This is a genomic window from Mesorhizobium sp. P3_A9 (assembly GCF_056402975.1).
The window spans coordinates 1-19733 of the sequence record NZ_JBFUGJ010000036.1 but is presented as its reverse complement, the minus strand read 5'-3'; the positions used below and the strand labels follow the sequence as shown (position 1 = coordinate 19733).

General features: G+C 63.7%; 18 protein-coding genes and 2 pseudogenes. 9 read left to right on the top strand and 11 right to left on the bottom strand.

The genetic code is table 11. The features are described 5' to 3' along the window. The first annotated feature begins 72 nt into the window (after positions 1-72). Positions 73-1335, top strand: coding sequence for a DUF763 domain-containing protein (locus AC1DX0_RS08785; protein ID WP_477222482.1), 1263 nt, complete (start codon positions 73-75; stop codon positions 1333-1335). 25 nt (positions 1336-1360) lie between these two features. Here the strand turns inward: AC1DX0_RS08785 and AC1DX0_RS08780 are convergent, their stop codons facing one another. Beyond that, positions 1361-1561, bottom strand: coding sequence for a KTSC domain-containing protein (locus tag AC1DX0_RS08780; protein ID WP_477222481.1), 201 nt, complete (start codon positions 1559-1561; stop codon positions 1361-1363). Positions 1562-1691: 130 nt separating this feature from the next. Here AC1DX0_RS08780 and AC1DX0_RS08775 point away from each other — a divergent pair, with 130 nt between their 5' ends. Then, positions 1692-2306: an alpha-ketoglutarate-dependent dioxygenase AlkB gene (locus tag AC1DX0_RS08775; protein ID WP_477222480.1), complete on the top strand. Its 615-nt coding sequence runs from the start codon at positions 1692-1694 to the stop codon at positions 2304-2306. A 41-nt stretch (positions 2307-2347) separates the two neighbouring features. On the opposite strand, the gene AC1DX0_RS08770 is transcribed toward AC1DX0_RS08775, so the two are convergent. Beyond that, positions 2348-3133, bottom strand: a complete 786-nt coding sequence (locus AC1DX0_RS08770) for an SDR family NAD(P)-dependent oxidoreductase (RefSeq protein WP_477222479.1) — start codon at positions 3131-3133, stop codon at positions 2348-2350. Between the two features lie 102 nt (positions 3134-3235). Between AC1DX0_RS08770 and uxuA the strand changes: the two genes are divergently transcribed. Next, positions 3236-4420, top strand: a complete 1185-nt coding sequence (gene uxuA, locus AC1DX0_RS08765) for a mannonate dehydratase (protein ID WP_477222478.1) — start codon at positions 3236-3238, stop codon at positions 4418-4420. Between the two features lie 3 nt (positions 4421-4423). On the opposite strand, the pseudogene AC1DX0_RS08760 reads toward uxuA, so the two are convergent. Next, positions 4424-5279, bottom strand: a pseudogene (locus AC1DX0_RS08760) (sigma-70 family RNA polymerase sigma factor). After that, the gene (locus AC1DX0_RS08755) at positions 5279-5755 is read right to left on the bottom strand and encodes a carboxymuconolactone decarboxylase family protein (protein ID WP_477222477.1); all 477 of its coding nucleotides are present in this window, start codon (positions 5753-5755) and stop codon (positions 5279-5281) included. Before AC1DX0_RS08755 ends, AC1DX0_RS08760 begins: the two are co-directional and overlap by 1 nt. A gap of 382 nt (positions 5756-6137) precedes the next feature. Between AC1DX0_RS08755 and AC1DX0_RS08750 the strand changes: the two genes are divergently transcribed. The 3 genes from AC1DX0_RS08750 (at position 6138) to AC1DX0_RS08740 (ending at position 8792) form a co-directional block, all read left to right on the top strand. Next, on the top strand, positions 6138-7157 hold the full coding sequence (locus AC1DX0_RS08750) for an isopenicillin N synthase family dioxygenase (protein ID WP_477222476.1): 1020 nt from the start codon (positions 6138-6140) through the stop codon (positions 7155-7157). Between the two features lie 295 nt (positions 7158-7452). Beyond that, positions 7453-8142, top strand: coding sequence for an SDR family NAD(P)-dependent oxidoreductase (locus tag AC1DX0_RS08745; RefSeq protein ID WP_477222475.1), 690 nt, complete (start codon positions 7453-7455; stop codon positions 8140-8142). A 398-nt stretch (positions 8143-8540) separates the two neighbouring features. Continuing rightward, on the top strand, positions 8541-8792 hold the full coding sequence (locus AC1DX0_RS08740) for a DUF768 domain-containing protein (protein WP_172233607.1): 252 nt from the start codon (positions 8541-8543) through the stop codon (positions 8790-8792). A 55-nt stretch (positions 8793-8847) separates the two neighbouring features. Here AC1DX0_RS08740 and AC1DX0_RS08735 read toward each other — a convergent pair whose 3' ends face one another. Then, entirely contained in the window at positions 8848-9966 is a 1119-nt protein-coding gene (locus AC1DX0_RS08735; protein ID WP_477222474.1) for a DmpA family aminopeptidase, read from the bottom strand. 7 nt (positions 9967-9973) lie between these two features. Further along, positions 9974-11539 carry an exodeoxyribonuclease VII large subunit gene (gene xseA, locus AC1DX0_RS08730; protein ID WP_477222473.1) on the bottom strand — a complete coding sequence of 522 codons (1566 nt, stop codon included), beginning with the start codon at positions 11537-11539 and terminating at the stop codon, positions 9974-9976. A 118-nt stretch (positions 11540-11657) separates the two neighbouring features. Between xseA and AC1DX0_RS08725 the strand changes: the two genes are divergently transcribed. Continuing rightward, complete coding sequence (locus AC1DX0_RS08725; RefSeq protein ID WP_477222472.1) at positions 11658-13868, top strand: bifunctional diguanylate cyclase/phosphodiesterase; 2211 nt, start codon at positions 11658-11660, stop codon at positions 13866-13868. 7 nt (positions 13869-13875) lie between these two features. Here the strand turns inward: AC1DX0_RS08725 and AC1DX0_RS08720 are convergent, their stop codons facing one another. Beyond that, positions 13876-14832, bottom strand: coding sequence for a LysR substrate-binding domain-containing protein (locus AC1DX0_RS08720; RefSeq protein WP_477222471.1), 957 nt, complete (start codon positions 14830-14832; stop codon positions 13876-13878). A 178-nt stretch (positions 14833-15010) separates the two neighbouring features. Between AC1DX0_RS08720 and AC1DX0_RS08715 the strand changes: the two genes are divergently transcribed. Further along, positions 15011-15301 carry a DUF1127 domain-containing protein gene (locus AC1DX0_RS08715; RefSeq protein WP_172233599.1) on the top strand — a complete coding sequence of 97 codons (291 nt, stop codon included), beginning with the start codon at positions 15011-15013 and terminating at the stop codon, positions 15299-15301. A gap of 156 nt (positions 15302-15457) precedes the next feature. Here the strand turns inward: AC1DX0_RS08715 and AC1DX0_RS08710 are convergent, their stop codons facing one another. The 4 genes from AC1DX0_RS08710 to AC1DX0_RS08695 all read right to left on the bottom strand — a co-directional run bounded on the left by AC1DX0_RS08710 (position 15458) and on the right by AC1DX0_RS08695 (position 19494). Then, the gene (locus tag AC1DX0_RS08710) at positions 15458-16474 is read right to left on the bottom strand and encodes a DUF937 domain-containing protein (protein WP_477222470.1); all 1017 of its coding nucleotides are present in this window, start codon (positions 16472-16474) and stop codon (positions 15458-15460) included. Positions 16475-16562: 88 nt separating this feature from the next. Then, positions 16563-17936 (bottom strand): glutamate--cysteine ligase, encoded by a 1374-nt coding sequence (locus tag AC1DX0_RS08705; RefSeq protein WP_477222469.1) that lies wholly within the window; start codon positions 17934-17936, stop codon positions 16563-16565. Between the two features lie 144 nt (positions 17937-18080). Continuing rightward, entirely contained in the window at positions 18081-18815 is a 735-nt protein-coding gene (locus AC1DX0_RS08700) for a 16S rRNA (uracil(1498)-N(3))-methyltransferase (protein ID WP_477222468.1), read from the bottom strand. Between the two features lie 31 nt (positions 18816-18846). Then, positions 18847-19494: a hypothetical protein gene (locus AC1DX0_RS08695; RefSeq protein WP_477222467.1), complete on the bottom strand. Its 648-nt coding sequence runs from the start codon at positions 19492-19494 to the stop codon at positions 18847-18849. 88 nt (positions 19495-19582) lie between these two features. On the opposite strand from AC1DX0_RS08695, the pseudogene AC1DX0_RS08690 reads away from it, so the two are divergent. Next, positions 19583-19733, top strand: a pseudogene (locus AC1DX0_RS08690) (GMP synthase); the annotation flags it as partial.

Genomic DNA, 19733 nt, shown 5'->3' with positions numbered 1-19733 from the left:
TAGCATTCAAAGCTTTCCTGCGTGGCCCGGGATGCCTATCTGTGTGGACAAACACCGGAACAGGCAACAGGCGTGGCGCAACGATCGGGCAGTGCGGATCTTCCACTTCACGGCGGACGCGTGCCGAAATGGCTGGGCGACCGCATGACGCGCCTTGGCGCCGTCATGTGCGAGGCGATCATCCATCACTATGGCCGCAACGAATTGCTGCGGCGGCTGGCGCATCCGTTCTGGTTTCAGTCCTTCGGCGCCGTCATGGGCATGGACTGGCACTCGTCCGGCATCACGACCAGCGTCGTCGGCGCCTTGAAACGGGGTCTGACGCCGCTGTCTGGCGAACTCGGCATTCATGTCTGCGGCGGCCGTGGCGCGCATTCGCGCAAAACCCCGCATGAACTGGCCGCCATCGGCGAGCGCATCGGCTTCGACGGAGCGCGCCTTGCGACCGTCAGCCGGCTCGTCGCCAAGGTCGATAGCGCCGCCGTTCAGGATGGTTTCGATCTCTATCTGCACGGCTTCATCGTCACCGACGACGGCGACTGGGTGGTGGTGCAGCAAGGCATGAACGGCGACAGCAAGGTGGCACGCCGCTACCATTGGCTGTCCGAAGGGTTGAAGAGTTTTGTTGATCAGCCGCATGCCGCAATCGAGGGCGCCAACCAGGGCGAGATCGTCAACCTGACCGACCGCCGCGCCGAGGCCTCGCGCCAGGGACAACTGGACCTGCTCCACGACCTTGGCCCGGACCGCATCCTGCGCGAATTCGCTGCTTTGCATCCCAACACCGCCCCAGCTTCGGAGCAGCCGCTGCTGCCGCATCTGGTCATGCCGGCTCACCATGATGTCCGCGAAAGCGATGTCGTCATGCGTCGCCTGCATGGAAACATGGCGGCGGCCGCGGAGCGTGGCCCGGCGGATTTCTCCGAGCTTCTGCTGGTTCCCGGTGTGGGCGCGCGCACCGTGCGCGCATTGGCCCTCGTCGCCGAAGTCGTCCACGGCGCGCCGTGCCGTTTTTCCGATCCGGGCCGTTTCTCGCTCGCCCATGGCGGCAAGGACAGGCACCCTTTCCCTGTTCCGCTCAAGGTCTACGACGAGACGATCGGCGTGCTGAAGTCCGCCGTGCAGAAGGCCAGGCTTGGCCGCGACGAGGAAATCGGCGCGTTGAGACGGCTTGACGATCAGTCGCGGCAGGTCGAGCGATACGTCACCGGCCCCAGCTTGAAGGAAATCGTCGCCGGCGAATTCGACCAGTCGCATCTGCTTGGCGGCCGCAGTGTCTTTGGCTGGGAACCGGCGCCGGACCAAGCGCCCGCGGAGCTGAACAAGAAGGCGTGACGGGCCGACCGTGCTCACCGCATCATCATGCCACGCGACGGTAGCTGTAATGGTCCCGGATGAATTCGTTGAAGAAGCGGCCTTTCGAGGCAGCTTTCCGGAAAGCGGCATAGGTTGCCGGGGCAACGTCCGCATAATCGTAGCGATGGCCGCTCGGCACGAACCAGACGGAGAGGGTCCTGGTCGCGAGATCGTACTGTGTGTTTCGGATCGCGGTCGACGGCATGTTGGCACCTGACGGCTCAGCCAGATAAATTCGCCAGACATGGTGCGGTTCCCTGCCATTGCCGCCGCTGTCACGTACGCTAGAGCGGCTGGATATTGCCTTGCAGTCCTGCGTTCACCATCTAGGCGGGATGTCGCAGCTCAAATCGAAAGCCATCGGCCACACTTCGGCATTCCAGCATGATCTCTTTGGTGCCGCGGAGGATCTGCCCGAAGGTTTTGCCTACCAGCCCGGATTGATCACGCCGCATGAAGAGACGGAGCTCGCCCGGCATCTTGAGGGACTGCCGTTCCAGGCGTTTGATTTCCACGGCTATCTTGCAAACCGGCGTGTCGTCGGGTTTGGCCTGCGCTACGATTATGACCGGCGCGAAGTGGTCGAGGCGCTGCCGATTCCCGACTTTCTGCTGCCTTTGCGCGAAAGGGTCGCGGCCTTTGCGCGCCGGCCCGTCGAGGCTTTCGCGCAGGTGCTGATCAATGAATACCGGCCGGGCGCTGGTATCGGCTGGCATCGCGACAAGCCGCATTTCGAAGATGTCGCCGGCGTTTCGCTGCTGGCGCCCTGCAGCTTCCGGCTGCGGCGAAAGAGCGGCGACAAATGGGAGCGCCGGACCATCGTCGTCGAGCCAAGGTCGGTCTATCTCATGACCGGCCCTTCGCGCACACAATGGGAGCACAGCATCCCGCCGCTTGCCGAGCATCGCTACTCCATCACCTTGCGGACGCTGCGCCCCCAAAACCCCTGAGCATCGCGCCGGCGTAAAGGCCAGGGCCGATCTCGATGGCTCTACTTCACGCCGATGCCGGCGGTCAGACCGCCATCGATCTTGTAATCGGCGCCGGTGCAGAAGCCGGCCTTTGACGAGCACAGGAAAGCGATGAGTTCCGCCACCTCCTCGGGCTCGCCGATGCGGCCAAGCGGATGCGCCGCGCCGAAGCGCATGTAGGCCTCTTCGACATCGGCATCGCTGCCATTGTCGCCGCGCGCGGCCTTCTCCAGGATCGGCGTGCGGATCGAACCGGGGCTCACCGAATTCACCCTTATGCCTGATGCTGCGTAGTCGAGCGCCAGCGAGCGCGTCAGCGTGTGGATGGCGCCCTTGGTCGTGGCATAGGCGGCGACGTTCTGCTGGCAGGCGAAACCTTGCACCGAGGCGACATTGACGATGGCGCCGCCACCCCGCCTGATCATTTCCGGGATGCCGAAATGCGCGGTCAGATAGATCGAGCCGACATTGACCGTCATTGCCCGGTTCCAGGTTTCCCAATCGGTCGTCGTCGCGGTTCCGTAGGGATGCACCGCGGCGGAATTGACGATGACATCGATGCCACCGAATTTCGCGACGCCGGCCGCGATCGCGTCGCGCACCTGGTCGGAAACGGAGACGTCAACCGTTTGCACCAGCGCATCCGCTCCGGTTTTGGCAAGGCTTTCCTGCATGGCGGTATTGGCGGCCCGGTCGATGCCGCAGGCGATGATCGCAGCACCCCCCTGCGCCAGCCGTCTTGCGGTGGCGAGCGCGATGCCGGTTGTCCCCGTCACCAATGCCACCTTGCCGTCGAAATCCTTCATCGCGGAAGCTCCTTCATGCGCTATCGAAAATCTCGTTCTGAGTTTGACACTCATCGTAGTCAAACAATAGGTTGCCGGTCTCTCGCAAAAAGGAAAGCGGTAATGGAACAGTGCTGGCGCTGGTATGGTCCGGATGATCCGGTGACACTCGATCATGTCAGACAGGCTGGCGCCACGGGCGTGGTTTCTGCGCTCCATCATATCTACGATGGCCGAGCCTGGCCCGAAGCCGATGTCCTCGAGCGCAAGCGTATCATCGAGGCCGCCGGCCTGACATGGTCGGTGGTCGAAAGCATCCCGGTCCACAATTCCTTCAAGATCGGCGCGCCCGAACGCGAGCGCTATGCCGGCTACTATCGCGACAGCATCCGCACGCTCGCCAAGGCCGGCATCAAAACAGTTTGCTACAATTTCATGCCGGTGGTGGACTGGACGCGCACCGACCTCATGCATCGCCTGCCAACAACCGGCTACGCCTTGCGTTTCGATGCCATCGACTTTGCCGCCTATGATCTGTTCGTGCTGCAACGCAAGAACGGCGCTGCCAGCTATACGCCGGCGCGGATCGCCGAGGCCGAGAAGCGGCTGAAGGCGCTGACGTCAGAGCAAATCGACCAGATCGAGCGCAACCTGATCGCCGGCCTGCCAGCGACCGAGCGCAAGTACGACCGCGACAGTTTCCGCGAGGCTTTGGCGGAATATGATGGGATCGGGCCGAAGGAATTGCGCGACAATCTTGCCTGGTTCCTGCGCGAGATCATTCCGGTGGCGGAAGAGGAAGGGGTGCGCATGTGCATCCATCCCGACGACCCGCCCTTCTCGCTCTATGGCCTGCCGCGCGTCGTCTCGACCGCGCAGGATGCGCGTTTCATCCTCGACGCCGTCGACAGCCCGGCCAATGGCCTGACCTTCTGCACCGGCTCCTACGGCACGCGCGCCGACAACGACATTGTCGCCATGGTCAAGGAATTCGCCGGCCGCATCCATTTCGTCCATCTGCGCAACATCACTATCGAGGAGGACGGCTCGTTTTACGAAGCCGAGCATCTCGAGGGCGGTACCGACATGGCGCATGTCATCCTGGCCCTGATGCAGGAGGAGACGCGCCGCCGCAAGGAGGGCCGTGCCGACTGGCGCATCCCGATGCGGCCGGACCATGGCCACCTGCTCGCCGACGATATCGGCAAGAAGAAGATCAATCCCGGCTACTCGTTGATCGGCCGGCTGAAAGGCCTCGCCGAGCTGCGCGGCATCATGCGCGCCGTGGAGAAGTTCGGATTGGCTTGACGCTTAGTGGAGGTGCCTGAGCTTGTCGGGATTGCGCACGACATAGATCGCCGCGATCTTCCCGTCCTCGATGTCGAGTGCGGTGGTCTGGAGTTCGCCATCGGCTTCCAGGGTGACGAACCCCGGCAAGCCGTTGATGAAACCGACGCGGACAAGTTTCGAGGCATGCGTGCGCAACCAAGCCGCCACACGCTCGTACTGCGCCATCACGGCATCGAAACCCAGGGCCGGCTCGGTGGCCGCCGGACGCTTGCCGCCACCGTCGGCATGGGCAATGACATCGGCTGATAACATGGCGCCAAGCGCCTTCATGTCACCGCTGCGCGACGCCGTGAAAAAGGCCTCGGCGAGTTCGAGGCCGTGTTGTCTTTCCACCGCAAAGCGAGGCCGCGCCTCGCGGACATGGCCGCGTGCCCGGGCCGCCAGCTGACGGCAGGCCGCCGGCGCGCTCGACGGCTGCCGCGACCTGGTCAAATCCCAAGCCGAACACATCGTGCAGCAGAAAGGCGGCGCGCTCGAGCGGAGACAGGCGCTCCAGCGCCAGCATCAGCGGCAAGGTGACGTCTTCCAGCTCGTCCTCTTCCACCACGGGATCGGGAAGCCAGGGGCCGACATAGGTCTCACGTTTGTGCCGCGCGGATTTGAGCTGGTCGAGGCAGAGACGCGTGACCGTGCGGCGCAGGAAGGCTTCGGGCTCGCGCACCGCGCTGCGGTCGGCCTTCATCCAGCGGATGAAGGCCTCCTGCACGGCATCCTCGGCGTCCGACACCGAGCCGAGCATGCGGTAGGCGACGCGCATGAGCTTGGGGCGCAGCGGGCCGAAGCCTGCTGCGGCATCGTCGTCCGCCGTGCCCGTCATCAGGCTGCGGCCACCCGGGCGGCCTTCACGGCCGCCGGATCGGCATACAGGCCGAAACCGACAGCGATGCGGTTCCAGGCGTTGATGATGTTGATCGTCAAGGTGAGTTTGATCTGCTCCTCCTCCGTGAAATGCGCCTTCAGCTCTTCGTAGGCGCTCGCATGGCCAGCACCTTCCGACAGGCGGGTCAAGGCCTCTGTCCAGTTGAGTGCCGCGCGTTCGCGGTCGCTGTAGCAGGGTGCCTCGCGCCAGGCCGGCAAAAGGTAGATGCGCTGCTCGGTCTCACCGTTCTCGCGCGCCTCGGTGGCATGGAGATTGATGCAGTTGGCGCAGCCATTGATCTGCGAGGCGCGCAGCTTCACCAGTTCGGTGAGGCTGTGCTCAAGGCTGGCGGCTGCGGAGAGCTCGATCGAGAAGCGCTGCCAGTTCTTCATCAGCACAGGGGCGGCGGCGAAGAGGTCGATTTTTGCGGTCATGGTTGGCTTCCTTCTGTTGGTGCCAATCCCATGACGAGTGAGGAAATGCTGGTGTGACATAGACGCCAGGTTTTTTGATGCCGCCGATCTTTCACGCACGCCGGTTGGACGGCAACGGACCCAGCAGGGTTAAGCGCGATTGGCCGCGCCCAGCGCCGGTCTGATCGCGATCATCATCCGCTTGCCCCTGCGAATGGAAAAATTGTTCGTCACGGCCGCAACGAAGGGCTGATCGTTTCTTTCCCGGCAATCTGAAGTCGATGAGACTTGCGCGCGTTATGGCGGCTTCGGTCGCGAAAAAGTGCCTGCATGTTCAATCGGCTGGGTTTTCCGGGCGGAGATTTCAAGCAACGCCCTGAACGCGCCAGGAAAGGAGCCTGATATGCCCAGAATAGTGCCTGTGCTCGATCTGAGCCGTCTTGAGCAAGGCGCGTCGGAACGCCGGACATTTCTGGCGGACTTGCGCTCCGCTTCGCGCGACATCGGCTTTTTCTATCTGGCCGGACATGGCATCTCCTGGGCGGAGATCAGCGAGGTGCTTACCGCGTCGCGCCAGTTCTTTGCCTTGCCGGAGGCTGACAAGCTGGCGATCGAGATGGTCAAGTCCTCGCAGTTCCGCGGCTACACCCGCGCCGGCGGCGAACTGACCAAGGGCAAGGAGGACTGGCGCGAACAACTCGACATCGGCGTCGAGCGCCAGGCCATCGCGCAAGGGCCGGGAATTCCCGCCTGGACGCGGCTGCAGGGCCCGAACCAGTGGCCCGCGGCGCTGCCGGATCTCAAACCGGCGCTGCTCGCGTGGCAAAGCAAGGCCACGGCCGTGGCGATCCGGCTGCTGAAGGCCTTCGCGCTGTCGCTCGATCAGCCCGAGGACGCGTTCGACCCGATCTACAGCGCAGAGCCCAACCATCGCATGAAGATCGTGCGCTACCCCGGCCGCGATGCGACCGGCGGCGACCAGGGTGTCGGCGCGCACAAGGACGGCGGTTTCCTGACGCTGCTGCTCCAGGATGACAATAAGGGGCTGCAAGTCGACTATGACGGTACCTGGGTGGATGTGGACCCCATTCCCGGCACGCTCGTCGTCAACATCGGCGAATTGCTCGAACTGGCCTCGAATGGCTATTTGCGCGCAACCGTACATCGTGTGGTGACGCCGCCCGCCGGCGTCGAGCGCATTTCGGTGCCGTTCTTCTTCAGCGCCAGGCTCGATGCGACGATCCCGCTGCTTGGCCTTTCCGAGGAATTGGCGGCGCAGGCGCGCGGGCCGGCCAGCGATCCGGACAATCCGTTGTTTCGCGATGTCGGAACCAATGTGCTGAAAAGCCGGCTGCGCTCGCATCCCGACGTCGCGCGGCGCCACTATGCCGATCTGCTCGAAAGGGAAAGCCGGGTTGGCTGAGCCTTTGGCCAAGAAAGGACAGGATTTTTGCCATCCTGGCCAATTTTTAGAAAATCGTTCGTCGTATCTAGCCGAGAATCGGTCCAAAAGAGAAAAATCCGTTCGGTGTTTTCCTCCCATTTCACCGAGCGGTGTTCCCCTCTGAAGGTTATGACCTTCTTTTTGGCCGGGCCGTTTTCGCGCCCGGCCTTTTTCTTGGCTTGCGCGTTGCCGTCGCCGTGCTGATCCGGCAAGTTTCAAGACAGCTCATTCGCCAGCCATCGATCGCAGTCCCGTTGAAAGAAGGAGAGGTCTCATGACATCCAATGTCGCCGTCATCGCCGGTGCGGGCTCCGGCCTGAGCGCCTCGCTGGCGCGCCTTCTGGCGAAGGAAGGGTTCAGCGTCGTTCTGGCCGCGCGCAATATCGAGAAACTCAGTGCCTTGCAGGCTGAGACCGGCGCGCAAGCGGTGGCAACGGATGTCTCCGACCCCGCATCGGTCGAGCGTCTGTTCGATGTCGCCGACAAGGCCGGCACGCTTTCGCTGGTCGTTTTCAACGCCAGCGGCCGTGCCCGTGGGCCGGTAGCCGAGCTCGATCCAGAGGCGGTCCGGCAGGCTTTGCTGGTTGGCGCCTATGGCGGGTTCCTGGTCGGCCAGCAGGCGGCCCGACGGCTGGTCGCTCTGGGCTCGGGTTCGATCCTCTTCACCGGCGCGACGGCCAGCGTAAAGGGGTTCGCCGGCTCCGCCGGTTTTGCGATGCCCAAATTCGGCTTGCGCGGGCTGGCGCAGTCCATGGCCCGTGAACTGGCGCCGAAGAACGTCCACGTCGCGCATTTCATCATCGACGGCGGCATCGCTTCGGCCGCGTCCGGACAGGAGTCCGGGCCGCCGGATCGCCGTTTGTCACCGGATGCGATCGCCGAAGCCTATCTTTCCATTCATCGCCAGCACCGCAGCGCCTGGACCTGGGAAATGGAGCTCAGGCCCTGGGTCGAGACCTTCTGATGGGGTGCGCAGGGGTGCGACTTTGGTGCAAGCTGTGGGCACCGTTGGGAGGAGTCGACATTGGATGAGGATATCACTATATACCGGCGGCTTCGCTGGCTCGCGCCTAGAAGCGAAACGTCAAAAGGCGGCTGTAGCGACAGCCATTGAGATTACTAAACGGACTGAAAGCCGTAAAAGGTAGAAGCAATTGCTCGGAGCGGGCCAGATCCCGCCAACGGTACAGTCCTTCAGAATCAGAAAATGTTTTTCACCCCTCGATTTCCTTCAGCTCTGTGGACCCTGGACGGCATTGACTTGCCGGGCGGCCGCGACTCGGCTGGAATGGGAGAATGCATCCTTTGCGGGATGCCGACGTTTATGATTACCAACCGGCTTTGCCGCCAGGGAACAGCAGTATGAGTGAACACGCGATCGAGTTCTTGCGGGGATGGATCGGCGAAAAGGTCCATTGCCAGTCCCAGGCCAGAATCGACAAGCAGGCCGAGACATTGGCCAAGGAATGCGCCGCCAAGGCTGCGGAAGTCGGTATTCCCCTGGAGGACATCCAGGAAGAAGTCGGTGATATCCAGGAACTCATTGCGTCCCGGCTCGAGGAAGCAGCCGAGGCAGACGAGCACCAGCAGGCGTCCAGCAAGGCAGCGGAATAGATTTTAACGGCCACTCGGTTTGAATGCGCGGGCCTTTCGGCCCGCGTTTTTCGTCTCAGCCGAACTTTTCTTTCAGCCACACCTTCGGCAGCGCCGGCACGAAATTGCCGTCGCGGCCGGTCATGTCGTTATTGGCGATCAGGGCGTTGAGGATCGATTCCTCTACGGTCTGGATCACGGCATCGAAAAACGGATCGATGTCTGTATCGGGAATGAAGTCGGCATTGGCGAGCCTGCCCGACGGCGCCAGCGCCGCGGCAGGGTTGGCGGTCGAGAAGGCGATAAAGATGTCGCCCGAGCTGTGGTAGCCGAAGCCGCCGGTCATGGCGACGCCAAGCGGCACGCGGCGAGCCAGCCGCTTCATCTGGTGCGGCAGGAATGGCGCATCGGTGGCGATGACGGCGATGATCGAACCCTTTTCGGCACGTGGCGTGCCTTCGCGTATCGCCGGCTCCGCGAGTTCGAGCCCAGCGCGCAGGCCACGAAGGGTAAAATTGCGCCGTTTGCCGAAATTCGACTGCACGAACGCGCCGACCGTGTAAGCTTGGCCCTGCCATTCAACGACACGCGAAGCCGTCCCCGAGCCGGCCTTGAAGCCGAAGGTGATCATGCCGGTGCCGCCGCCGACGCTGCCTTCCTCGATCGCGCCGCTAGCGGCACAGTCAAGTGCCTGAGCCACATGCTCAAAGGTCAAATGGTGGCCGTTGATGTCGTTGAGGAAGCCGTCATAGGTTTCGGCCGCCACCGGCAGGCCCCAGCCGCTGTCGAGCGCCTCCGGCAGCACGCGTTGCATCCAGCGCAGCGTGCCGTCGCGCGAAACACCACAGGAATGGGTGTTGGTGATGGTGATCGGAAAGTTGAAGGCGCCGGTTTCCTCGACGATGTGCGAGCCGGTCAGCTCGCCATTGCCGTTCTGGCTGAAAATACCGGCGAAGACCGGCGTGGCCAGATCAGCAAGTGGCCTGGGCAGGATCGCGGTGACACCGGTGCGCACCGGTCCCTTGCCGACCACCAGCGCGCCATCGCCTGAAATCAGCGTCGCATAGCCGACCGCGACGCCGGGCACATCGGTGATGGCGTTAAACGAGCCCGGCGTGCCGTCAAAACCGATCCCAAAGCTTCGGGCGCGCGGTTTGCCTGACGGCGTTTTCCGGTGATGCGAACTATCGGTCATGGGTGTCTCAGAATAGGGAGCCTTGGTTGCCAGGTTCCTTGGTCTTGGTCGCAGGCTTCGCAACCGGCTTCGGCCGCGCCGCACCGCTGGTTGCCACCGCATCCGCCGTGCCGTCGGCGAACTCCAGTGAAAGCGCCATCCCCGATGCCACGTCAGCCGCCTGCTTGATGACGGCGCCATCGGCATCCTTCACCAGCGCGAAGCCGCGCGCCAGGACGGCCTTGTGCGAAAGCGTGGTCAGCAGGCGCTCGGCCTGGCTCAACTGGCCGCGCAGGCGCTCGAGCCGCAGCGAGATGACCCGGTCTTGCCGCCTGGCGAGCGCCGCCAGTGTGTCGGCCTGCAGTTTCTGGCGGCGCGCGATCGGTGCCGGCGACAGCCGCGTCGCGGTGCGCGCAAAGCGCGTGCGGCGCTCACGCACGATGGCAAAGAACGCCGCTTGCGCCCGGGCGAGATCGCGGCCGGTCAGCGTGCGCGCCTCGTTTATGCGCCGCGACAGCGTGGCCGGCGTCAGCCTTTGGCCCTGGAGCCGCGCCCGCTTGCGATCGACGCTGACGGACAAGCCGCGGCCGAGCCTCGATGTCGCCTCGTCGAGGCGCCGGCGCGGCAGCGCCAGCAATTGATCGGGCGAGGGCAGAGCGCGCGCTGCCGCACGGGCAGCCTGCCGCTTGCGCTCGAAATTGCGCAGCACCGCTGCCTTGAGCCGTGCGCCAAGGCTGGCCAGCGTCGCTTCGAGGTCGGCCTTCACCGGGACCGCGATTTCGGCGGCGCCCGTCGGTGTCGGCGCCCGCACGTCGGCGACAAGGTCGATCAGTGTCCAGTCGGTTTCGTGGCCGACGGCGGAAATCACCGGAATGCCGGAGGCGGCAACGGCGCGGGCCAGGCCCTCGTCGTTGAAGCCCCACAGATCCTCCAGGCTGCCGCCGCCGCGCGCGACAATCAAGAGATCAGGGCGCTGGATAGCGCCGTCCCATGCCAGTGCGTTGAAACCGGTGACGGCGTTGGTCACTTCCACGCCTGATGTCTCACCCTGAACGCGCACCGGCCAGACCAGCACATGCAGCGGAAATCGATCCTTGATGCGGTGGATGATGTCGCGGATGACGGACCCGGTCGGCGAGGTGACGACACCGATGACGCGCGGCATGAAGGGCAGCCGGCGTTTGCGGCCGGCCTCGAAAAGCCCTTCCGCCTGCAGTCGGCGCTTGCGCTCTTCCAGCAGCGCCATCAGCGCCCCGGCGCCGGCCGGCTCCAGATTGTCGATGACGATCTGGTAGTTGGACTTGCCGGGATAGGTGGTGAGCTTGCCGGTGGCGATCACCTCCATCCCTTCCTCGGGACGGAATTTCAGCCGGCTCATCGTGCCTTTCCACACCACGGCGTCAAGCCGGGCGCGGTCGTCCTTCAGCGCGAAATAGGCATGGCCGGAGGAATGCGGGCCGCGATAGCCGGAGATTTCGCCGCGCACCCGCACATTGCCGAAGACGTCCTCGACCGTGCGCTTCAGCGCGCCGGAAATCTCGCTCACCGTATATTCGGTGGCGTTGGTGCGTGATTCGGATGCTGCGTCGCTCATCGGCCGATTGGGGGACGGTTGGGCTCCCGCGTCAAGGCGCCAGTGCCTGCCCAGATGTTATAACGCGATCTTAAGGCTGGTTTGGTTGACTGCGCCCAACGAAGCTGGCCAAGGACGCATGAGCGCACGCGCACATCGCAGCCCACTGACGTATCAGGTCACGCTGACCGTGCTGGCGCTTGCCGCTTTTGCACTGGTCATGGTCGTGGGCTTCGGCTTCTACGCCGCCGTGCAGGCTGACCGCGTTTCGTTGGAGCGCCAAAAGATATTCTTCGCCAACGGCTTGCAGGACCAGATCGCCGCCGTCGAGCGCGAGCAGGAAAGTGTCGCGGTCTGGGACGATTCCGTCACCAACGCCAAATCGGGCAATCAGGCGTGGATGGCCGAAAACCTCAGCGTCTGGATGTCTTCCTACTACGGCCACAACCGGGTCTATGTGCTGGATGATGTCAACCGTCCGATCCACGCCATGCAGGAAGGCAAGGTGGTGCCGGCTTCCGTCTATGGTGCGGATGAGCCCGCGCTGCTGCCGACCATCGAGAAGCTGCGCCAGCTGATCGCGCAACCGCCGAAAGAGAACGCATCAGGCGGCCCGGCCAAACTGGTCGCCGAGGACCTGGTGTCGCTTGACGGGAAGCCCGCCATCCTCAGTGTCATGCCGCTGGTGCCGAGTTCGGATCGGGTCACCCAGGTGCCGGGAAGCGAATATCTGCATCTCTCGGTGGAGTTCATCAACGCTGCCGTCATCGGCAAGATCGCCGAAAAATATCTGCTCGATGGCGCCCATCTGCTGCCTCTGTCGCAATCGGTCGGCTCGGCTGCCATTCCGCTGATGGATTCGCGCGGTGTCATTCTCGGCTATATCGGCTGGGATCAGGAGCGCCCCGGTCTGACACTGATACGCAAGGCCGGCCCGGCATTGATCGCCGGCATGCTGCTTGCCGCCGGTGCGCTGGCTTTTCTCTTGCGGCGCCTGCGCCGGACATCGCTGGCGCTGCAGACAAGTCAGGCGGACGCACAGTATCTCGCTTTTCACGATACGCTGACGGGGCTCCCCAATCGGGCGCTTTTCGAGGATAGGCTGCGACGGGCTTTGCTCACGACCGGGCGCGATACGGCAAGGACGGCTCTCCTCTATCTCGACATAGATCGCTTCAAACATGTCAACGATACGCTCGGTCATCCCGCCGGCGACGAACTCGTGCGCCAGACAGCGGCCAGGCTGCAGAGGACGATCCGCGAGATCGATACGGTGGCGCGGCTCGGCGGCGACGAGTTCGCGATCATCCTGGTCGATATTCGCGACACCAGGGTGGCCGAGGATATTTCGGAACGGCTGCTGCGGAAATTGCAGGAGCCTTTCCGGCTGATGGATGACCAGGTCTTCGTCAGCGCCAGCATCGGCATAGCCTTGGCGTCGGGTCCAAAAGTCGATGCCGACGATCTGCTGCGCAAGGCCGATATTGCACTCTACGAAGCCAAGAAGAATGGCCGCGGCCGCTATCAGGTCTTCGCCGGTGACATGGACGACCTGTTGTTGCGCAAGCGCAAGGTCGAGAATGCGCTCCGTCGCGCCCTCCGTGGCGGGACCGAGATCAAGCTGGCCTATCAGCCGATTTTCGCCGCCGACGGCAGGACGATCGTCGGGGCCGAGGCGCTGATCCGCTGGGCGCATGAGATTCATGGCGCCCTGCCGCCGCAACAGTTCATCGCCATTGCCGAGGAACGCGGCATGATCGGCGAGCTTGGCCAATGGGTGCTGCGCGAGGCCTGCCGCTTCGCAGCCGACACGCAATTGCCGTGGGTGGCCGTCAACGTCTCGCCGCTGCAACTGCGCGACGCAGGTTTTGCCGAGCAGGTCGCGTCGATCCTCGCCGAGACCGGCCTGCCGCCGGCGCGATTGCAGCTCGAGATTACCGAAAGCGTGCTTCTGGAAAATAACGACACGACCAGGATGGCTCTGGAGGCCTTGCGCCGATCGGGCGTTGGCGTGGTGCTCGATGATTTCGGCACCGGCTATTCATCATTGAATTACCTACGCCGTCACCTGATCGACAAGCTCAAGATCGACCGTTCCTTCGTGCGCCTTCTCGACGAAGACTCCAGTTCCGCCGCGATCGTCAAGGCGTTGATTGACCTGGCGATAGCGCTCGATGTCGAAGTTACCGCGGAGGGCGTCGAGACCGAGGAGCAAAAGGCGCTGCTCGTCGGCATGGGCTGCCATCAGATGCAGGGTTACCTGCTGGCGCCGCCGCTCGAGCCTGCCCAGTTGCTGCTCTTGCCGGGCTTGTCGCCCATCCAGAGCGGACCAGCGTCGATGCGCGCGTAATTCTTTCCTACCAGCCCGGCAGGATCTGGTTCGGTCTGGTCCGCTTCATCTTGGCGAAGGCGAGGGCCGCGAAGTCGAACGTTCCCGTCTCCTCGCCAAGCGGCACCGAGATGTTGTCCAGGCTTTCCGAGATGTGGCGGGCAAGCGCATCGACGATCTCCGGCCGCGAGGTCTGGCCGCGCATGATGCCGATGCGGCAGTCGGGCAGGGCGCCGAAGCCGTCGGCCTCGCCCAGCACCCGCATGCCGGGTCTGAGCGCGCATTCCGGCAGCACTGAGATCGCCAGGCCCGAGAGCACGGCGGCGGTGATGACGGTCGCCGAGAAACTGGTGAACAGGATGCGGTAGTCGCGGTTCTGCTGGTCCAGCACATCGACGGCGGCGCGCCGCCAGATGCAGTTCGGACGGCCGAAGGCCATCGGCAGCGTCACCTGTTCATGCGTCGCATGGTTGGCCGAGCTGACCCACAGCAGCGGCTCGCGCCGCACCACTTCCGACTGGCCCCGCACATCATTGTGCGTCACCAGCGCCAGGTCGAGATTGCCGCGCTTGATATGCTCGACCAGCCCCGGCGTCGGCTCGCAGATGACGGTCAGTTCGACGCGGGGATTGGAGCGCGTGAAGCGTGCCATGATCTCCGGCAGGAAACGGTCGGCATAGTCGTCCGGCGTGCCGATGCGGATCGTGCCTTCGAGCCGCTGGTCGTCGAAGGCGGCGAGCGTTTCGCGGTTGAGGTAGAGCAGCCGCCTGGCATAGGAGAGCAGCTTGTCGCCTTCCTCGGTCAGCTTGTTGTTGCGCCCCTCCTTCTCGAACAGCGGCTTGCCGATGCGCTCCTCCAGCCGGCGCATCTGCATCGACACCGCCGACTGGGTGCGGTGCACCTCTTCAGCTGCCCGCGTGAAGCTGCCGGTATCGGCGATCGAGATGAAGGTTTGCAACTGATCGAGATCGAGCGGCGCTTTCATCGGCGTGATCCATCACTAGTGTTGATGCTAAAGATTAGAAACATTCGTTGGATTAATCAATCGGCTGATGGCAAATTGGTATTGTCCACATGAAGGCATGTGAATCGAAGCCGGAACGGCCGCTGTTGCCAGCGCCGATCGTCGGGTTTTGTCCGTTCGAGTCTGAAGGAGACCGACAATGACCACGTTTGATTTCGCCACCGAGACCTCGCGCATCACCTCGCGTCCGGCCGTTGCGACGCGCGTGGCCAATACCGTCTCCAACGTCTACCGCGCCTGGAAAAATCGCCGCGCCTTCTATCGCCTTGGCGAGATGTCGGATGCCGAGCTCGCCGATATCGGCCTGACACGCGCCGACCTGCATGTCGCCATCGATGTGCCGTTCGGCCGCGATCCGACGGTGATCTTGCGTCAGATTGCCAGCGATCGCGTGGAAACGATCGAGGATCTCGCCCGCCAGGTGGCCTGATTGATTCAGTTTCGGTCCTGTTGAACCTTTTCAGGGTTCAGCGCGACCAAGGATTATGCAGGCTCCCCACTCCCTGCCGGTTCCCCGCCGGCCTGCCTGCACGTTGCCCGGTCCTCCCAAGGACCGGGCTTTTCTTTTGGAGCCGTGCGGCCCTGCCTACCGCCGGTCCATGTCCCGCTTGAACTGGTCGAAGATGGTTTCCACGCCCTTCTGGTAGTCGTCGCGCTGCTGGGCGCCGGTCTCGAACATCTTGCCGAAGATATCGTCGAACGGGTTCCTCGGCCTGCCGTTCGGATTGGCCTGCGGCTGCGGTGCCTGGCGCTGTTGCGGTGCCTGAGGTTGCGGCGCCGGCTGGCCGCCGGGCATGCCGAAGCCGCCGCCGCCGCGCAGCATCTCCTCAAAAATCTTCCCAAGCGGATTGTCGCCGTAGGGGCTCTGTGTCTGCTGGGGTTGCGGTTGAGCCTGGCCTTGTGGCTGCGGTGTGCCGCCGCCGAACATGTCCTGCAGCACCTTGCCGAGCGGGTTGTCGCCGTAGGGATTGGGCGCCGGCTGCGGCTGGCTTTGCGGTTGCGGCGCACCGCCGCCAAACATGTCCTGCAAGACCTTGCCGAGCGGGTTGTCCATCGGGTTCTGAGGCGGCGGCGCCTGGCGCTGTTGTGGCGCCTGCATGCCGCCTTGCCGCATCATCTGCTCGATGATCTCGCCAAGCGGATTGTTGCCGCCGCCGCCGAAACCGCCGGTGGCCTGCATCTGATTGGTCGTCTGCTTGAACAGTCCGCCCATCACCATCGAGGCGATCGCGGGCAGCATCTGCTGCAGGACCTGCTGGCTGACGCCGCTCGCTTGCGCCGCCTGGCTGGCCACGGCGCGCGACAGGTCCTTCGAGCCGAACAGGTGTCCCAGAATGCCATTGCCTTCATCGACGCCTTGCGGCGAGAAGGCGCGGGTCGCGTCCTCGAAATATTTGGCGTGCTGGCCGCTTGCCATCGCCGTCATAAAGGCGCCGAGCCCGTAAGGATCGGCGGTGTTGCGCTGCAAGCCCTGCGAAAAGGCCGGCAGCAGTGCTGCCACCGCTGCCTGTGTCTGCTGCATCGAAAGCCCATATTGTTGGGCAAGCGCCTGCATGCCGTTGCCGTTCTGGGCCTGCGTCAGCATGTCGAACAAGGTAGGCATCGGCTTCTCCTCCTGAATTCCTCGGAAGAGAGCCTAATTCGTTTCAACGCCCGATTGAAGCGGCTTTTGCCCCCGCGACGGCTAGCGGTTAATAGGCGTATTCCATAAATACCGGCTCGATCGAGCCGCCCCAGCGCGTGTGGTAGGCCGAAAGCATCTCCTCGGCGCTGGTCGTGCCGCGCGCCACCACTTCGTCCAAAGTGTTGAGGAACGAGGTTTCGTCGTAGCCGTCGCGGTTCTTCTTGCCGCGGTTCTTCAGTCCTGTGCGCGAAATGGCCATGACGTCGCGCGCGATCTCGCGCAGCGTCGTGTTGCGGAAGGGCGCGCCGATGCCGAGTTCCGGCACGGCGTTGCGCATGGCCAGCGTTTCTTCGTACGTCCAGCTCGAGGTCAACGCCTCGGCCGCGCCGAGCGCCGCTTCGTCGTAGAGCAAACCGACCCAGAAAGCCGGCAACGCGCAGATGCGCCGCCACGGGCCGCCATCGGCGCCGCGCATTTCCAGGAACCTCTTCAGCCGTACATCGGGGAACAGCGTCGACAGATGGTTCGCCCAGTCGCCCATGGTGGGCAGGCCGTCCGGCACCTCATTGCGCGCGGCACCGGCCATGAACTGGCGGAAGGTGATGTGCGTCATGTCGTGATAGCGGCCGTCGCGAATGACGAAATACATCGGCACATCGAGCGCCCATTCGACATAATCGGCGAAGCCGAAATCGGGCGAGAAGCAGAATTCAAGCAGGCCGGAACGCTGGTTGTCGGTGTCGCGCCAGATGTCGCCGCGCCAGCTTTGCAATCCGTTCGGGTGGCTCTCGGTGAACGGTGAATTGGCGAACAATGCCGTCGACAGCGGTTGCAGCTTCAGCGACACCTGCATCTTGCGGCGCATGTCGGCTTCGCTCTCGAAGTCGAGGTTCACCTGGATCGTGCAGGTGCGATACATCATGTCGAGGCCCTTGGTGCCGACCTTGGGCATGTAGCGGGTCATGATCTCATAGCGCGACTTCGGCATTTTCGGCGTCTCGGCCAGCGACCATTTCGGGCTGCCGCCGAGGCCGAGGAAGCGGATACCCATCGGCTCGGCGATCTCGCGCACCTGCGCCAGATGCGCATTGCCTTCGCGGCAGGTCTGATGGATCGTCTCCAGCGGTGCGCCGGACAGCTCGAACTGGCCGCCCGGTTCGAGCGAGATGGCGCCCTGGCCCGTCGGCTCGACCAGGCCGATGATGCGGCCGTCGTCCATGATCGGATCCCAGCCGAGTTTGTGCTGCATGCCTTCGAGGATGGCGCGGATGCCGCGCTCGCCGCCATAGGGCACGGGCGCGTTGCCATCGACATAGAAGGGGAATTTCTCGTGCTCGGTGCCGATGCGCCACTTGTCGCGCGGTTTGTTGCCTTCGGCCAGGTGCTCGACGAGTTCGTCGATGTGTTCGATCGGCCGGAAATCGGTTGTGTCGCGCGCCATGATCAAGCCCTCAAAAGCGGCTGAAGGGGCCGCCGGCGGTAAATGGACGAAATGTCAGCAGCCGATCAAGCGAAAAATCCTGAGCCAGAGGTCAAGAGGAATTGAATGCTACGATCGGGACCGCCTCTTGCAAGAAATGACCCCCTACCAGTCTCCGACAGTTGCCTGCATCACCGCAAGTGCCGCGACAGCTGCGGTATCGGCGCGCAGGATGCGTGGGCCGAGCGGAATGGCGGTCACGAAGGGCAGGGCGCGCAGCATCTTGCGCTCGTCGTCGGAAAAGCCGCCCTCCGGCCCAACCAACAGCCCGAGCTTCCTTTCCTTTACCGCCTGCAAGGCAGAAAGAGGATTGTTGGTCGAAGCGTCCTCGTCGCAGAAGATCAGCCGCCGCTCTCTGTCCCAGCCGGTCAGCAGACGGTCGAACTTTTCCGCTTCGCGCACCTCCGGCACCGCCAGTATGCCGCATTGTTCGGCGGCCTCGACGACATTGGCACGCAACCGATCGATGGACGGCTTGGCCACTTGCGTATGCTGGGTGATCACCGGCTGCAGCACGCCGGCGCCCATCTCGACCGCTTTCTGCACGAGATAGTCGAGCCGGCCCTGTTTCAGCGGCGCGAAACAATAGACGAGGTCGGGCAGGGGCGGCTGCGGCCGTTGCAGCACCAGCACTTTCAGCCGCACCGCTCTTTTCGTCTTTGCCGCGATGGCCGCCGACCATTCGCCGTCGCGGCCATTGAACACCAGGATCTCGGCGCCTTCGCCCAGCCTCAGCACATGCAGGAGATAGTGGCTTTGCTGCTGGCCGGCGTCGAACTCGATCTCCGGGCCGAGATCGTCAGGCACGAACAGGCGTTGCATCTTGTAATTGGCGCGCATGGCCGAGGAATGAGCGAGCCGACCGCCGGCGTCAAGCCTCGGCGGAGGGATGCCACACCGGACGAAAGCCATGCCGGAGGACATTGAGCGTTGTCGCTGGCGTCAGCAGTACAAGCGCCTTGTCTTCCAGTTGGCCAAGGTCGGCGGGTGGCCGATATCCGGCAAAGGACCATTGCAACGCCTTGCCGTGGCGCAAGGCATAGGTGTTGCCGCCAGTAGCGATCACCGCGCCGTCTGGCAGGTCGGCCAGCTCGCCCATCGCCACAGTCGGACGTTTGCCCCCTGAAGCCAACCGCTCCTTGTGCAGCCTTTTGTCGACTTGCGGCGCCCGTGGCTCGACGATGCCGAAAGCTTTGCCGAATCGGCCGACGAAATCCTTGGCCCGTTCGCGCTGGCAAAAGAAGCAGGGGCGATGCCCCGCGGTCAGCGCCGTCACCTCGTCGAGGAAGAACAGCTCGGTCCAGCCTGCCTTGCCGCCGGCACGGTTGCGGCCCATAGGCTCGCGCCGCACATTGCGGAATTGGCACACGCAGATGATCCATGCCTGAAGCGCCCAGCGCTTCTTCAACAGTGTCTTGGTCTCGGGATCGTGGATGATGCCGCGATTGCCGGTGAACAGACCGCGCTCGGGCACGGCATGGATGGCGCCGAACGGATCGACCCGGTTCTGCAGTGGCATAGTTTTCTCCTGGGATACGCATCTTGGCTGCAACGCGGGCGGCATGATATCGCTCGTGGCGTCATTTTCATGTCAGCAGGGTTTTGCGATGCGGGTGCTGGTGGTCCAGAACTACGACAATACCGGCCTCGGCCAGGTTGGTGCCGCGCTTGCCGAAGCCGGTGCCGATCTCGATCTGCGCCTGCCCTACAAGGGCGATCCGCTGCCGGACGATGCCACGGAGCACGATGCCATGGTGG